The 15,763-nt window shown below is 59.0% G+C and carries 15 protein-coding genes; 7 read left to right on the top strand and 8 right to left on the bottom strand.

Going from position 1 to position 15,763, the window contains the following annotated elements; genetic code table 11:
- Position 1: 1 nt before the first annotated feature.
- The 5 genes from ssuD to L8I05_RS15155 form a co-directional block, all read right to left on the bottom strand.
- Positions 2 to 1,150, bottom strand: coding sequence for an FMNH2-dependent alkanesulfonate monooxygenase (ssuD, locus tag L8I05_RS15175; protein ID WP_242169870.1), 1,149 nt, complete (start codon positions 1,148 to 1,150; stop codon positions 2 to 4).
- Positions 1,151 to 1,175: 25 nt separating this feature from the next.
- Positions 1,176 to 2,144 (bottom strand): sulfonate ABC transporter substrate-binding protein, encoded by a 969-nt coding sequence (locus tag L8I05_RS15170; protein WP_242169868.1) that lies wholly within the window; start codon positions 2,142 to 2,144, stop codon positions 1,176 to 1,178.
- Positions 2,145 to 2,237: 93 nt separating this feature from the next.
- Entirely contained in the window at positions 2,238 to 2,831 is a 594-nt protein-coding gene (gene ssuE / locus L8I05_RS15165; RefSeq protein WP_159960795.1) for an NADPH-dependent FMN reductase, read from the bottom strand.
- Positions 2,832 to 3,146: 315 nt separating this feature from the next.
- Positions 3,147 to 3,785 carry a peroxiredoxin gene (locus L8I05_RS15160; protein WP_071485090.1) on the bottom strand — a complete coding sequence of 213 codons (639 nt, stop codon included), beginning with the start codon at positions 3,783 to 3,785 and terminating at the stop codon, positions 3,147 to 3,149.
- A 291-nt stretch (positions 3,786 to 4,076) separates the two neighbouring features.
- Positions 4,077 to 5,435 (bottom strand): OprD family porin, encoded by a 1,359-nt coding sequence (locus L8I05_RS15155; RefSeq protein ID WP_242169866.1) that lies wholly within the window; start codon positions 5,433 to 5,435, stop codon positions 4,077 to 4,079.
- 369 nt (positions 5,436 to 5,804) lie between these two features.
- Between L8I05_RS15155 and tauA the strand changes: the two genes are divergently transcribed.
- Positions 5,805 to 6,791, top strand: a complete 987-nt coding sequence (tauA, locus tag L8I05_RS15150; RefSeq protein WP_242169863.1) for a taurine ABC transporter substrate-binding protein — start codon at positions 5,805 to 5,807, stop codon at positions 6,789 to 6,791.
- A 131-nt stretch (positions 6,792 to 6,922) separates the two neighbouring features.
- On the opposite strand, the gene argA is transcribed toward tauA, so the two are convergent.
- Both argA and argE read right to left on the bottom strand, forming a co-directional pair.
- Positions 6,923 to 8,221 (bottom strand): amino-acid N-acetyltransferase, encoded by a 1,299-nt coding sequence (gene argA, locus L8I05_RS15145; RefSeq protein ID WP_159960799.1) that lies wholly within the window; start codon positions 8,219 to 8,221, stop codon positions 6,923 to 6,925.
- A gap of 133 nt (positions 8,222 to 8,354) precedes the next feature.
- Positions 8,355 to 9,503 (bottom strand): acetylornithine deacetylase, encoded by a 1,149-nt coding sequence (argE, locus tag L8I05_RS15140; protein WP_177017785.1) that lies wholly within the window; start codon positions 9,501 to 9,503, stop codon positions 8,355 to 8,357.
- Positions 9,504 to 9,661: 158 nt separating this feature from the next.
- Between argE and L8I05_RS15135 the strand changes: the two genes are divergently transcribed.
- Positions 9,662 to 11,029 (top strand): CYTH domain-containing protein, encoded by a 1,368-nt coding sequence (locus L8I05_RS15135; RefSeq protein ID WP_242169860.1) that lies wholly within the window; start codon positions 9,662 to 9,664, stop codon positions 11,027 to 11,029.
- 99 nt (positions 11,030 to 11,128) lie between these two features.
- On the opposite strand, the gene L8I05_RS15130 is transcribed toward L8I05_RS15135, so the two are convergent.
- Positions 11,129 to 11,599, bottom strand: a complete 471-nt coding sequence (locus tag L8I05_RS15130; protein ID WP_003195279.1) for an Lrp/AsnC family transcriptional regulator — start codon at positions 11,597 to 11,599, stop codon at positions 11,129 to 11,131.
- Positions 11,600 to 11,726: 127 nt separating this feature from the next.
- Between L8I05_RS15130 and L8I05_RS15125 the strand changes: the two genes are divergently transcribed.
- From L8I05_RS15125 to L8I05_RS15105, 5 genes are all read left to right on the top strand, one after another.
- Positions 11,727 to 12,065: a hypothetical protein gene (locus tag L8I05_RS15125; RefSeq protein ID WP_242169857.1), complete on the top strand. Its 339-nt coding sequence runs from the start codon at positions 11,727 to 11,729 to the stop codon at positions 12,063 to 12,065.
- An 82-nt stretch (positions 12,066 to 12,147) separates the two neighbouring features.
- Positions 12,148 to 13,839 (top strand): GspE/PulE family protein, encoded by a 1,692-nt coding sequence (locus L8I05_RS15120; protein ID WP_242169854.1) that lies wholly within the window; start codon positions 12,148 to 12,150, stop codon positions 13,837 to 13,839.
- 77 nt (positions 13,840 to 13,916) lie between these two features.
- Positions 13,917 to 14,837 carry an SPFH domain-containing protein gene (locus L8I05_RS15115; protein WP_024077991.1) on the top strand — a complete coding sequence of 307 codons (921 nt, stop codon included), beginning with the start codon at positions 13,917 to 13,919 and terminating at the stop codon, positions 14,835 to 14,837.
- A gap of 10 nt (positions 14,838 to 14,847) precedes the next feature.
- On the top strand, positions 14,848 to 15,294 hold the full coding sequence (locus L8I05_RS15110) for an NfeD family protein (protein ID WP_159960807.1): 447 nt from the start codon (positions 14,848 to 14,850) through the stop codon (positions 15,292 to 15,294).
- A 69-nt stretch (positions 15,295 to 15,363) separates the two neighbouring features.
- Positions 15,364 to 15,678 carry a DUF2388 domain-containing protein gene (locus L8I05_RS15105; protein ID WP_003176799.1) on the top strand — a complete coding sequence of 105 codons (315 nt, stop codon included), beginning with the start codon at positions 15,364 to 15,366 and terminating at the stop codon, positions 15,676 to 15,678.
- Positions 15,679 to 15,763 lie beyond the last annotated feature (85 nt).

Raw genomic sequence — 15,763 nt, 5'->3', positions numbered from 1 at the left:
CTCAGCTCTGCGACGCCGCTTTGGGAAGGATGTCGTTGGCGACCATTTCGCCGAACGGGCTGACGTAACCGGCGCTTTTCGGCAGCTCGGGACGTTCGATGTCCAGGTGCGGGAACAGCAGCTCAGCCACGCGATACGACTCTTCCAGGTGGGGGTAACCCGAGAAGATGAAGGTGTCGATGCCCAGCGCCGCGTATTCATTGACGCGTGCCGCAACGGTCGGCCCATCGCCCACCAGCGCGGTGCCTGCACCGCCACGCACCAGGCCGACGCCGGCCCACAGGTTGGGGCTGACTTCGAGGTTGTCGCGGTTGCCGCCGTGCAAGGCGGCCATGCGTTGCTGGCCGACGGAATCAAAGCGCGCCAGGGAAGCCTGGGCACGCGCGATGGTCTCGTCGTCCAAGTGGGAGATCAGTTTATCGGCGGCTTTCCATGCCTCTTCGTTGGTTTCGCGCACGATCACGTGCAGGCGAATACCGAAGCGCACAGTGCGCCCAAGTTTCGCGGCCTTGGCACGCACCTGCTCGATTTTTTCCGCGACCGCAGCCGGTGGTTCGCCCCAGGTCAGGACCATTTCCACCTGTTCGGCTGCCAGGTCCTGGGCCGCTTCGGAAGAACCGCCGAAGTACAGCGGCGGACGCGGTTGCTGGATCGGCGGGTAGAGCAATTTGGCGCCTTTGACGCTGATGTGCTCGCCGTCGTAATCCACGGTTTCGCCTTCCAGCACACGGCGCCAGATGCGGGTGAATTCCACCGAGGCCTGGTAGCGCTCCTCGTGGCTGAGGAACAGACCATCACCGGCCAGCTCTTCCGGGTCACCGCCGGTGACCAGGTTGAACAATGCGCGGCCTCCGGACAAACGGTCCAGGGTCGCGGCCTGACGCGCGGCCACCGTCGGGGAAATGATCCCGGGGCGCAGGGCGACAAGAAATTTCAAACGCTGGGTCACTGGAATCAGCGAGGCGGCCACCAGCCACGAGTCTTCGCAGGATCGGCCGGTAGGAATCAGCACGCCGCCGAAACCCAGCCGGTCAGCGGCCTGGGCCACTTGCTGCAGATAACCATGGTCGACGGCGCGAGCGCCTTCGGCGGTGCCAAGGTAATGGCCGTCGCCGTGGGTAGGCAGGAACCAGAAAATATTGAGGCTCATGGAGTTGTCTCCTGAAGAAGTCGGATTACGGCGCTTTGGCAACGGCGGCGGGTGGCGTCCAGATCACGTCCTTGATGCTCAAGGGCTTGGGGATCAATTTGAGTTGGTAGAAGGCGTCGGCGATTTTCTGCTGGGCAGCGACCACTTCGGGGGTCAGGAACAGCGCGCCGTAGCCTTGGCGTTTCACCGAGGTCAGGGTGATGTCAGCCGGCAAGCCAAGCAGCGGCGCGACTTGTTCGGTGACGTCCGAAGGGTTGGCCTTGGACCATTCGCCCACCGCGCGCACTTCTTCGACCAACGCCTTGATCACTTGCGGGTGCTGTTCGGCGTACGGCTTGGTGGCCAGGTAGAACTGGTGGTTGTCGGCAATGCCGGTGCCGTCACGCAGGGTGCGCGCCTGCAGTTGTTTCTCGGCGGCGGCCTGGTACGGGTCCCAGATCACCCACGCGTCGACGCTGCCACGCTCGAACGCAGCACGGGCATCAGCGGGTGGCAGGAAGATGGTTTTTACGTCGGTGTATTTCAGGCCGGCATCTTCCAGCGCACGCACCAGCAGGTAGTGCACGTTGGAGCCTTTGTTGAGCACGATTTTCTTGCCCTTGAGCTCGGCCACGGATTTGATCGGCGAGTCTTTCGGCACCAGGATCGCTTCACTGGTTGGCGCTGGCGGCTCGTAGGCGACATACAGCAGATCGGCGCCGGCAGCCTGGGCGAACACGGGTGGGGTTTCGCCGGTGACGCCAAAGTCGATGGAGCCGACGTTCAGGCCTTCGAGCAGTTGCGGGCCACCGGGGAACTCGGTCCATTGCACTTGCACGCCTTGGGCGGCCAGGCGTTTTTCCAGGGTGCCCTTGGCTTTAAGCAGCACCAGCGTGCCGTACTTCTGATAACCGATCCGCAGGGTTTCGGCGGCCTGGGCTTGAACAATGGCGCCGAAGGACACAGCCGCAGCAAACAGTGCGACCAGACCACGACGCAAGATGACAGTGCGCATGGCGCTCTCTCCAAAAATGCGATGAGGGGGTTGGCTGCACCTGCTTGGCCGTTGGCGGCTGAGTAAGGTGAGTACTACAAAATCCGATACGGCTTAAATGCTCCAGCGAGCACTCAACAAACGTTCATTCAACACATGGGGGTCAAGCGGCTTCGGGCGACGGGCCATGGCGCCGTAGAGCGTTTCCAGGGCCTCGTGCAAACGCTGTTCGAGCACTGGCACCAGTTGGGCCTGGGCGCTGCCTTCGGCGTAGGCGATCTGGCTGTCTTCGGCAAAAATGCCGTGGAGCAATTCCTGGGCCTTGAGCGCCGACAACACCGGCTTCAAGGCGTAATCCACCGCCAGCATGTGGGCGATGCTGCCGCCGGTGGCCATCGGCAATACGATCTTGTGTGCCAGGGCGCGCTCGGGCAGCAGGTCCAGCACGGTTTTCAGTGCGCCGGAAAACGAGGCCTTGTACACCGGCGTGGCGATAACCAGGCCATCGGCGTTGGCGACTTGTTGCAGCAGGTCGATGACTTTGGGGCTGTCGAAGCGCGCGTGCAGCAAGTCTTCGGCCGGGAAGTCCCGTATCTGATAACTCACCACTTCCACGCCTTTGTCTTGCAGCCACTGACGGGTTTTTTCCAGCAAGACCCCGGAGCGGGAACGCTGACTTGGGCTGCCTCCAAGTGTTACAACCAGCATGCAGGTATTCCTTGCGCAAGTGTCGGCGGTTCGCTGTGTGGCGATGGCGCCAAGATGGGACAGACCATATCAGGTGATTTATATATCTATAAATCTTATTTTTTCATTTGTTTATTCTATAAGTGCATATCAAGATTATTAATCTCAAGGCGAAAAAAAAGGCCGTCGAAACGGCCTGAAAACCCCTGCTATGTGATTCGGTTTTAACTCAAATTCGGTGGTGCATGTACCGGCGCCATCGCGGGCAAGCCCGCTCCCACAGGGGAATGCGGTCAACTGTGGGAGCCGGGCTTGCCCGCGATAGCGGTTTGAGCCTCAGCGGTTAGGTTGTGGGGTGAGGCGCAGGTAAGGCTTCACGGCGCGATAGCCCTTCGGAAAGCGTTTCTTGATCTCTTCCTCGTCCTTGAGCGACGGCACGATCACCACTTCATCGCCGTCCTGCCAGTTGGCGGGCGTGGCGACCTTGTGGGTGTCGGTCAGCTGCAGCGAGTCGATGACCCGCAGGATTTCATGGAAGTTGCGACCGGTGCTGGCCGGGTAGGTAATCGTCAGGCGAATCTTCTTGTTCGGGTCGATCACGAACAAGGAGCGCACGGTGAGGGTGTCACTGGCATTCGGGTGGATCAGGTCATAGAGGTCCGAGACTTTACGATCGGCATCGGCCAGGATCGGGAAGTTGACAATGGTGTTCTGGGTTTCGTTGATGTCTTCGATCCACTTGTGGTGCGAGTCCACCGGGTCTACGGACAGGGCGATGGCCTTGACGCCGCGCTTGGCGAATTCGTCCTTGAGCTTGGCGGTGAAGCCCAGCTCAGTGGTGCACACCGGGGTGAAGTCAGCCGGATGGGAAAACAGCACGCCCCAGCTATCGCCCAGCCATTCGTGAAAACGAATCTTGCCGGCGCTGGAATCCTGTTCGAAGTCGGGGGCGATGTCGCCCAGTCTTAGGCTCATGGTGTGGCTCCTGGTGAGTGCTTATGGAGCCCACTGTGCATGGGTTGTGGATTATTTAAAAAGAATAAATATCGATTTATTTAGAAGATAAACGAATATTAAAAATCAATTCATTGGACGCCGGAAACGGCGAGGATCAACATCCGCTTCAAGGTTCGAGAAGGCCTTGAGACGCTGTACAAAGAGGGGATTCAGGAAGGGCTTGCGGGGGTTGAGCCCGACTTGAAAGTAAAACACCCTGCCCGGCGTTGCGCCGGGCAAGGTTTACAGTCTTACAACAGCTTCACGCTACTAGAACAGTGGCAGCGAGTAGCTGACGATCAGACGGTTTTCGTCTTGATCGCGCGCGCTGGCGATATCGGTGCGCCACATAGCGTTTTTCCAGGCAACGCCGAGGTTTTTCAACGGGCCTTCTGGAATCACGTAGGCAACAGTGATGTCACGTTCCCACTCGGACTGACCGGTGAATTCCTTACGAGCACTGTTGACAGTATCGATATCGCTGCCTTTGAGGTAGACGACACCTGCGGTCAAGCCAGGAACACCGACCTTGGCAAAGTCATAAGCGTAACGTGCTTGCCAGGTGCGCTCGCCGGCACGGGCGAACTTCTGGATTTGCATGTCAGTGGTGATGTAAGCCGACGAACCGTCGCCTTGGTTCAACCAAGGGAAGTCGCTGCTACCGTTGCTGACCTGGTAACCGCCACCGAAGGTGTGACCGGAAACGCTGTACAGGAACAAGCCGCTGTACAGGTTATTGTCGACCTTGCCTTTACCGGCGGAGAAACCACTGTAGTTACCGCTGGAGAAGTAGCTGGAAATGTCGCCGTTTTTACCGTCGTCAGTGCTGTGGAAATAACGCAGGTCAGACTTCAGTACGCCCGGGCCAATCGACCAGTTGTGGGTCAGACCGAGGAAGTGCTGCTTGTAGAAGTCTTCCAGGTTGCCGTAGTAGTACTGGGCCGTCAGGTCCTTGGTGATCTTGTAGTCACCACCGCCGTAGTAGAACTTGTTGCTGAACTTGCCTACGTTGTAGTTCGAGCTGCCGTTGGCACCACCGATGGACAAGCCTTCGTTGTTGCTGGAGTTACGGCCTTTGGCTTGTTCGATCTGACCGCCAACCAGGGTCAGGTCTTTGATGTCGTTGGTGGTAATTTGACCACCCTGGAACGTTTGCGGCAGCAGACGGCCATCGTTGGTCACGATAACTGGCAGCTTAGGTTGCAGCGTGCCCAGCTTCAGCTCGGTCTGGGAGATTTTGACCTTGCCGGTCACACCCAGGCTGGCGAAATCGTGGACAGCTTTGTTGCCGTCGCTTGGGAAGACAGTGCCGCCCGACAGCGTGCCGTTGTAGTTACCGTGGTTTTCACGGCTGGAGTCCAAGCGAACGCCATACAGGCCGATAGCATCAACACCGAACTGGACCGTGCCTTGGGTATAACCCGAGATAAAACGCAGGTCGAAGCCCTGGCCCCATTCAGCGTTCTTGCTGTGGCTGGTGGCGGAATCCGGACCATTGCGGTTGTCAGTGTTGATGTAGAAGTTACGCGCACTGAGTGTGGCGTGACTGTCTTCGATGAAACCGGCAGCGCCTGCTTGCTGAGCGATTGCGCCCAGGGTCACAGCCAACGCCAATGTTGACTTCTTCATGTACCGCTCCTCTCATTTCTAATTTTTGTATTTCTTAGGTCCTGGGTCTGACGCCCCGGATCCACAGATGCGCGATTAGCGCCAGATAGTGACTACCAAGTCAATGTAACTTTGTATGTCTACTACCTTCGTCTAACCGCAGTTGATTTGGTCCCTGCAGGGTAATGAGTTTTTCATACACCCAAAAAGAATTGTTTCATTCTTTTTCATACGATCCAGGAATAAGCCTTTGCATGAGGCGGGCCCATCAGCGTAGACCAACCGCTCCATAAGCTAATTCCTAAATGGTATTTACTCGCCTTTTTTTAGATCGATTAGTGTGGCCGTACTGTTGCATACGTCACCCACGATCAAAAAGGCGACGCCATCATGGCCAAAGGCACATCCTCCCGTCAATTTGTTACAGTTTTTGTGTCACTAATTCTTTCTTTTGGTGTCAAAGCGGCCGATTTGACCATCGGCTACCAAACCGGCATCGACCCCAGCAAGGTTCCGCAGGCCGATGGCCTTTACGAAAAGGCCATCGGCGAGAAGATCGCCTGGCGCCGATTCAACAGTGGGCCCGAGGTTGTAACCGCGATCGCGTCCGGCGATGTGCAAATCGGCAACCTGGGCTCCAGCCCCCTCGCAGCGGCGGCTTCACGCAATCTACCCATTGTGGCCTTTATCGTATCGGCGCAGATCAATGCTTCTGAAGCCTTGGTGGTACGTAACGGCAGCGGTATCGACAAACCGCAGGATCTGGTCGGCAAAACCATCGCCACACCGTTCGTCTCAACCTCTCATTACAGCCTGCTCGGCGCACTGAAGCATTGGGGGCTGGACACCAAGAAAGTCAAAGTTGTGAACCTGCAACCCGCCGAAATTGCCGCCGCGTGGAAACGTGGCGATATCGATGGTGCGTTCGTGTGGTCACCGGCCCTGGGCGAAATCCGCAAGACTGGCAAAACCCTAACAGACGCGGCCCAGGTGGGTCAGTGGGGCGCGCCGACATTTGAAGTGTGGGTGGCGCGCAAGGATTTCGCGGAAAAACATCCTGACGTAGTGGCCAAGTTTGCCAAGGTCACGCTGGATTCTTTCGCCGACTATGCCGCGCATAAAGACAGCTGGACGGTGGACGCCGAGCCGGTGCAGAAAATCGCCAAATTGACAGGTTCAAATGCCGCCGACATTCCTGAGCTTTTGGCCGGCACCACGTTCCCGGATGCCCAGGCGCAACAAACCGATGTCCTGCTTAAAGGGGGCACGGCGAAGGCGATTGGGGAGACGGCGAAGTTTTTGAAGGAGCAAGGGAAGGTTGAAACGGTGCTGCCGGACTACTCGGCCTTTGTGACCGATAAATTCATCAGCCAATAAGGTAATCAAATGTGGGAGCTGGCTTGCCTGCGATAGCATCACCTCGGTTTATCTGAAAAACCGAGTCGTCTGTATCGCAGGCAAGCCAGCTCCCACATGAGCCAGCTCTGTATTGGACAGAAAGAACGGGCTTACAGCGCCTTCTCAAAAATCTTCGAATTACGCTGATAGTTGTACAGCGACGCCCGCGCCGATGGCAGACGGTCTACGCTGCTCGGCTCAAACCCGCGCTCACGGAACCAGTGCGCTGTTCGGGTGGTGAGTACAAACAACGTCTTTAACCCCTTGGCCCGAGCACGGGTCTCGATGCGCTCCAGCAACACATCACCGCGTGCGCCATGACGATACTCCGGGTTGACCGCCAGGCACGCCAGCTCACCCGCATCCGAATCGGCGATCTGATACAACGCCGCACAGGCGATGATCATGCCTTCGCGCTCGACCACGCTGAACTGTTCGATCTCACGCTCAAGCACTTCGCGCGAACGCCGCACCAAAATGCCCTGCTCTTCCAGCGGGCTGATCAGGTCAAGCAAACCGCCGACGTCTTCAATCGCCGCTTCGCGCACCAGTTCGAATTGTTCCTGGGCCACCAACGTACCGCCACCATCACGGGTGAACAGCTCAGTGAGCAACGCGCCGTCTTCGGCGTAGCTGACAATATGGCTGCGCCCTACTCCGCCACGGCACGCTTCAGCGGCGGCATCGAGCAGTTCAGCTTGATAGTTGCTGCCCAGGCGTTGCAGGTGCGCCGGCACTTGTTGCGGGCGCAGCTCACGAACCAGGCGACCATGTTCGTCGATCAGGCCCAGGTCCGCGCCAAACAGCAGCAGCTTGTCGGCGCCCAAGTCGATGGCGGCGCGGGTGGCGACGTCTTCGCAGGCCAGGTTGAAAATTTCACCGGTGGGCGAATAACCCAGCGGCGACAGCAATACGATGGAGCGCTCGTCCAGCAGGCGGTTGATGCCCTTGCGGTCGACCCGGCGCACTTCGCCGGTGTGGTGGTAATCCACGCCTTCGAGCACACCGATCGGCCGCGCCGTGACCAGGTTGCCGCTGGCCACCCGCAGGCGCGAGCCCTGCATCGGCGAGGAGGCCATGTCCATCGATAGGCGCGCTTCGATAGCAATGCGCAGGTGCCCGACCGCGTCGATCACACACTCCAGCGTTGCTGCGTCGGTGATGCGCAAGCCTTCGTGATAAGCCGGGGTAAGGCCGCGCGCTTCAAGGCGCGCTTCGATTTGTGGGCGCGAACCGTGCACCAGTACCAGCCGCACGCCCAGGCTGTGCAGCAGCACCAGGTCGTGGACGATATTGCCGAAGTTCGGGTGTTCCACACCATCGCCGGGCAACATGACCACAAAGGTGCAGTCGCGGTGGGCGTTGATGTAAGGCGAAGCGTGACGAAGCCAATTGACGTATTCGGGCATAAAACCTGGGCCTGTAATAAAAAGCAGCCAAAAAAGGATGAATCGCGAAAGCGCACAGCGGGCTGATGGTTATCGTCGGAACAGGCTTGGCGACACGCTCGCTCTCCTTATGTACGAATGGGCGGGGGTTAATTTATGCAGGTTTCAGGCAGTAATGTTCGATCAGTTCCCGCAATAGACGCACTGTAGGCGTCAAGCGTGACATTTCGAGGTACTCGCCCGGCTGGTGGGCGCAGGCAATATCGCCAGGGCCAAGCACCAGGGTTTCACAACCAAGGCGCTGAAGATAAGGCGCTTCGGTGCCGAACGCTACTGCTTCGGCACGATGACCGGTCAATCGTTCCGCAACCCGCACCAGCTCGGCGTCTTCGGCCTGCTCGAACGGCGGTACTTCGGGGAACAGCGGCGCGTAGTCGATCTTGACCTTGTGGCGCTCAGCCAAGGGTTCGAGCTTTTGCCGGATGGCATCGCGCAGCACCTGCGGGTCCATGCCCGGCAAGGGTCGCAGGTCGAATTCCAGGGAGCATTGGCCGCAGATACGGTTGGGGTTGTCGCCGCCGTGGATGCAGCCGAAGTTCATGGTCGGTTGCGGCACGCTGAATTGCGGGTTGCGGTACTCGCGCTGCCACGCCAGGCGCAGACCGCGCAGCTCACCGATCGCATCGTGCATGGCTTCGAGGGCGCTGTGGCCCAGGCTTGGGTCCGACGAATGGCCGCTTTGGCCCAGGATGTCGATGCGCTCCATCATCACGCCTTTGTGCAGGCGGATCGGCTTGAGGCCTGTCGGCTCGCCGATCACCGCCGCGCGGCCCAACGGGCGCCCGGCCTCGGCCAGCGCGCGGGCGCCGGACATGGAGCTTTCTTCATCGCAGGTGGCGAGGATCAGCAACGGTTGTTTGAAGGGTTGGTCGAGCAAGGGCAGCACGGCTTCAATGGCCAGGGCGAAAAAGCCTTTCATGTCGCAACTGCCCAACCCTACCCAGCGACCGTCGACTTCCGTCAACTTAAGCGGATCGGTCTTCCACAGCGCGGCGTCATAGGGAACGGTATCGCTATGGCCGGCCAATACAAGGCCGCCAGGGCCGCTGCCGAAGCTGGCGAGCAGGTTGAACTTGCCGGGGCTGACTTGCTGGATGTCGATGGCGAAACCCAGGTCACCCAGCCAACTGGCGAGCAGGTCGATCACCGGGCGGTTGGTCTGGTCCAGAGACGCTTGGGTGCAACTGACCGACGGCGCGGCAATCAACGCGGCGAACTGCTCTTTCATAGTAGGTAACGGCATGCGCGGCCTCTCAACGTCCCGGATGAGCCCCACTATAGAACCATCTGCACGACACAATAAACCGTTGCGGCGCGTTGCCGGGCTCAGTCCTGTACACTGCACGACCTTGGCAGCCACTCTTTTCCCCGGCTGCGCTCCCGATCCTGGATTTTCCGGCCATGCAGAAAGAAACCGAAATCAAGCTCCGCGTCAGCCGCGAAACACTCGCCGCGCTGCGTGAGCACCCGTTACTGAAAAAACGCAACAAAAGTGGCTGGGAACGCCGTGAGTTGATGAACCAGTATTTCGACACCCCCGAGCGCGACCTGGCCCAGGCCAAAGTCGCCCTGCGCTTGCGCAAGGACGGTGATGAAATCATCCAGACCCTCAAGACCCGTGGCCAAAGCGTCGCCGGCTTGTCGGAACGTAACGAATACAACTGGGACTTGCCCAAAGCCAAGCTCGACGTGAAGAAGCTCGACGGCGAGTGCTGGCCAGAGCAACTGGCCGAGCTGGACAAAAAGACCCTCAAGCCGATCTTCACCACCGACTTCGTGCGTGAACGCGCCGAAATCGCCTGGGGTCGTGGCAAGACCAAAGTCGTGATCGAAGCCGCCCTGGACCTGGGCCATGTGGTGGTCGGCAAGCAGAAAGAAGAAATCTGCGAGCTGGAACTGGAATTGCGCGAAGGTGAACCGGCTGCCCTGCTGGAACTGGCCGCCGAGCTGGCCGCCACCCTGGCGCTGATGCCGTGCGATATCAGCAAGGCCGAGCGTGGCTACCGTCTGTATGACGCCAGCAGCTATTCGCTGAGCCTGCCGGCGCCGCAGATCCACGCCGAAATGCCGCTGGACGACGCCTTCGCCGCGATCATGTGGCACCTGCTGGGCAGCAGCCAGCGTCTGGCCGAGCAATACCGTTTCAACGGCCACTGGCGCCTGTTGCAGGACTGGGTCGACAACCTCGGTGAACTGCGCGCATTGATCGGCAGCCTCGGCCAGGCCGCTCCGCGTCAATCCACCAGCGAACTGCGCAGCGCACTCGACGCGTTGCTGGAAGACTGGCGCCCCCTGGTGCAGGCCGGTGACGACGACGAAGACATCCGCAAAGCCGCACCGGAACAATTTGTCGAAGAACTGCAAGACGTGCGCTGGGGCTTGTTCTCGCTGAACACCTCGCGCTGGCTGCTGGCCCGCACCTGGACCGCCGACCGCAACGTGCGTGGCAACCGCCAGGGCGCTGCGCAAATCACCAATTGGCTGCCACGCCTGCTGGCTGACGACGCCGTTGCCCTGCAACTGTCGCGCTATCAGCAGCAGCCGGAAGACCTGGCCGAGCAACTGCCACGCATTGAACGCATCCAGGCCTGGCTGCACCACGCGCGTCAGGTGGTGGACATCCCGGAGCTGGACCGTTTGTATGGCGAGCTGAACAAGCTGGCGGTACTGGCTAACCAGCCGATCACCGACGAGTCGCTGGATGCGCGTATGCATCAGGCGATTGCGGTGTATCAGAACCGGGCGTGGAAGACTTTGCTGCGCCTGTAATACCGCTATCGCGGGCAAGCCCGCTCCCACAGGGAATGCATTCCAATGTGGGAGCAGGGCTTGGCGGGTCGCCGCATCGCTGCGATGAGGCCAGCCCTGTCAACGCAACACTGGCAAGCTGGTGGTGGACTTGATCTCCGACAAGGCCACAATTGAATTCACCTCCTGAATCCCCGGCACCATCGACAACTTCTCGAAGAAAAACCGCTCATACGCCTCAATGTCGGAGGTTACGATGCGCAGCAGAAAGTCCACCGCCCCCATCAACACATAACACTCCAACACTTCCGGAAACCCGCGAATCGCTTCGGTGAACTCTGTGAAGTTGGATCGGCCGTGGGCGTTGAGTTTGACCTCGGCAAAAATCTGCGTGTTGAGGCCGATCTTCTTGCGGTCCAGCAGAGTGACCTGACCGCGAATCACGCCTTCTTCCTTTAGCCGCTGGATACGCCGCCAGCACGGCGATTGCGACAGGCCGACCTGCTCGGCGATCTGCGCGCTGGAAAGCGAAGCGTCCTCTTGCAGTAACGCCAGGATGCGGCGGTCGTAGGCGTCCAATTCGCTGTGCATAAAAATACCCGTGACGGTGCTTAACTTGAATTGTTTTAGTCTATTTTCTGCTGATATGGCCCATCTTAGATAAGAAATCTCCCCAGGCGAATGTAAAAATTTCTCCAGTCGAATTTGGAGAGTCAGCATGCACGCCGTCGAAACCAACCACCCTGCAACCCGCGTCGATGTGTGGGCCGTCAACAGCGCCCATTGTCAGGCGCATTATCAAATCATCGCCGAGGCAGAACCGGATGTGCTGTGCCGGGTACTTAACTATTTCGCGCTGCAGTTCCTGACGCCGCAACAGGTCAATGTGAACCGCGAAGATGACCTGTTGAACATAGAAATTGTGATGGACGGTTTGAGCTGGCACCGCGCCCAAGTGGTTGGTGAAAAGATTCGAAACCTGATCAGCGTGTGTTCGCTGGAGCTGTGGCCAGCTGATTCTTTACGGCCTGCGGCGGTGGCGGCGGCCAGCCTGTAAAAGGCTGAAATACACCCTGGGCGGCGTTTTTTCAGGGGCTGACTAGCCTGGGATTACGCCCGACGCCACCCAGGAAATCCGCATGCCCACCGCTTTGCACGATCACCCGCTGGAACTGCATAAGTTGCTGCCTGACCTGGTTGAACAGGGGCTGGTGACAGCGGACATGGCGCAACGGTTGGCGACGGAGCCCTCTATTCAACATCCTTTGGAATGCATCGCGGCGCTGGGGCCTTGCCTCGAAACGCTGACACAATGGCTTGCCGGGCATGTCGGGCAGCCTTATCTGCGTATCGACCCGCTGAATATCGACGTGGCGACGGTGGTGCCATTGATGTCCCATGGGTTTGCGCAACGCCATGCCATTCTTGCGGTGGCTGTGGATGCGCAGACCGTCACCGTCGCCAGCGCCCAGCCGTATGTCTGTGGATGGGAGACAGGGTTGGCGCAAGTGCTCAAGCGCTCGATCAAACGCGTGGTCGCCAACCCCAAGGACATTCAGCGTTGCATCGACGAGTTTTACCGGTTGGCCAAGTCGGTCAGCGGCGCGGATCAGAAGGTGGCGGTGGCGGGTAACGTCGACCTGCTCAACCTCGGCGCCGGTGACAAGGAACCGGACGCCAATGACGCGCATATCGTCAATATCGTCGACTGGCTGTTGCAGTACGCCTTCGGCCAACGGGCCAGCGACATCCATATAGAACCGTGTCGCGACCAGGGCCGGGTGCGTTTTCGCATCGATGGGTTGTTGCATGACGTCTATCAATTCCCGCCCCAGGTCACCATGGCGGTGGTCAGCCGCCTGAAAAGCCTGGGGCGCATGAATGTGGCGGAAAAACGCAAACCCCAGGACGGCCGGGTCAAGACCAAAAGCCCGACGGGCGTCGAAGTGGAACTTCGTCTTTCAACCTTGCCGACGGCGTTTGGCGAAAAACTGGTGATGCGGATTTTCGACCCACAGGTGCTGCTCAAGGATTTTGACCAGCTAGGCTTGTCGTCTGAAGACCAGCAGCGCTGGCATGCCATGACCCGTCAGGCCAACGGTATCATCCTGGTCACCGGGCCGACCGGCTCGGGCAAAACCAGTACGCTCTACACCACACTCAAGCGGCTGGCGACCCGCGAGGTCAACCTGTGCACGGTGGAGGACCCGATAGAAATGGTGGAGCCCGCCTTCAACCAGATGCAAGTGCAGCACAATATCGACCTGACCTTCGCCAGTGGCATTCGCGCCCTGCTGCGCCAAGACCCGGACAACATCATGATCGGTGAGATTCGTGACCAGGAAACCGCAGAAATGGCGATCCAGGCCGCACTCACCGGGCACCTGGTGCTGTCGACGCTGCACACCAACGATGCACCCAGCGCCATCAGCCGTTTGCAGGAGCTGGGCATTGCTCATTATTTGATCAAAGCTACGCTGATAGGGGTGATGGCGCAGCGCTTGGTGCGGCTTTTGTGCCCGCACTGCAAGCGTGCGGTGAATACTCCGGGCGATGCGCATGAGGCTGTCGGCTGCGCGCAATGCCGTGACAGCGGTTATCGAGGCCGAGCCGGGCTCTACGAAATCATGGTGGTGGACGAGAAGCTCAAGGCGCTGATCACCCCTGGCGCCGACGTGCAAGCTCTACGCCGTGCGTCGCTGGCGCAAGGCATGCACAGCCTGCGCATGGCCGGCATCGACAAAGTCAACGCCGGGCTGACAACCCTGGCGGAAGTATTACGGGTAACGCCTGGGGATTCAGATACAAATGCTTTTATTGTTGGGCCGTGAAACCGTCCTTATCTGTGACCAGACCGTTACAATCGACCGAACGTTGTTTCACTGACACCATCAGATAGGGAATCGCAATGCAGATCGGAACCGTACTGCTTCTTTTCGTGGGTTTGGCCGTGGCCATCCTGTTCATGGGTTTTAAAGTGGTGCCCCAGGGCTACCAATGGACAGTCGAGCGTTTCGGCCGCTACACCAACACCCTCAAACCCGGCCTCAACATCATCATCCCGGTCATGGACCGCATCGGTCGCAAGATCAACGTGATGGAAAGCGTGCTGGATATCCCACCCCAGGAAGTGATCACCGCCGACAACGCCACCGTGCAGATCGATGCCGTGTGCTTCTTCCAGGTGGTCAACACCGCCCAGGCCGCCTACGAGGTCAACAACCTCGAGCATGCCATTCGTAACCTGCTGCAAACCAACATCCGTACCGTACTCGGCTCCATGGAGCTGGATGCGATGCTGAGCCAACGTGACGGTATCAACGAAAAACTGCTGCGCACCGTCGATGAAGCAACAGCGCCGTGGGGCATCAAGATCACCCGGATCGAGATCAAGGACATCAGCCCACCTGCCGACCTGATGGCCGCCATGTCCGGCCAGATGAAAGCCGAGCGGATCAAACGCGCACAAATCCTGGAAGCTGAAGGTCTGAGAGCTTCCGCAATCCTGACTGCCGAGGGCAAGAAGCAGGCGCAGATCCTCGAAGCAGAAGGTGGCCGTCAAGCCGCGTTCCTGGAGTCTGAAGCCCGTGAACGTCAGGCAGAGGCGGAAGCCCGTGCAACCCAGGTGGTCTCCGAAGCAATTGCCACCGGTAACGTGCAGGCCATCAACTACTTTGTTGCGCAAAAATACATCGACGCCCTGGGTAAACTGGCCTCGGCCAACAACAGCAAAGTCATCTTGATGCCGCTGGAAGCCAGCCAAGTGATTGGTGCCGTCGGTGGTATCGGCGAAATCGTCAAGGCAACCTTCGACAACAAGAAAGGCTGAGGCCATCGCCATGTGGGATTTCCTGCAGCATCTGTCGTTCTGGGATTGGCTGGCACTGGGCACGGTGCTACTGATTCTTGAGGTGTTCGGCGCCGGTGGCTACCTGCTGTGGATGGGGATCGCCGCCGCCGCCGTGGGCGTGATCAAGTTCCTGGTTCCACCGCTCGGGCTGGAATGGCAACTGCTGCTATTCGCCGTGCTATCGATCCTGACCGCTGTGTACTGGTGGAAACGCCAGCGTAGCAGCGCCAAGGTCAGTGACCAGCCGGGGCTGAACATGCGTGGCTCTGAGCTTATCGGCCGCACCTTTATGGTGCATCAGGCGATCATTGATGGCCGGGGCAAGATAAAAGTCGGTGATAGCGTGTGGATGGCGACCGGGCCGGACAGTCCAGTAGGCGCTCATGTACGTGTCACTGGTCAGGACGGCGTAATTTTACAGGTCGAAACTGTTTAGTCAGTGATGGAACTCGGCTGGGCTATCTACAATCAAACTGTTCAGATAACCCAGTCGGAGTCACCCATCATGCGTCTCAAATATGCTGTCGCAACCCTCGCTGTGCTTTCCCTTCCTGTCGGCTCAGCCATGGCCGACAGCTTCTGGCGCAATGTCATCTCGTCCGGCGCCACTACCGGCTCGACGTACCTGACGTTCAAGGACCACAAGTTGGTTGTCGCCGCTCAAGACGACGCAGGCAGCTTTGTTGCCAGCGACGGCGGCATCCGTGGCCCATACCTGGAAGCCGCCATGCAGAAAGTACGCGCGGATAACCCTGGCTTACAAGCCACTGACATGGAATTGGCCAACGCCATCCTCGCGAAAAATGCTGTGACCGAGTAACACCGCCCCACAAAAAATGCCGCTCCTTGAGAGCGGCATTTTTTTGCGCTTTTTCCTACGATGACAGGAAGAGAGTGGCTGGCTG

The organism is Pseudomonas sp. MONT-RG-20F-20-E-7-02, assembly GCF_022662395.1.
Classification (GTDB): domain Bacteria; phylum Pseudomonadota; class Gammaproteobacteria; order Pseudomonadales; family Pseudomonadaceae; genus Aquipseudomonas.
This window is presented reverse-complemented; position numbering and strand designations above follow the sequence as displayed.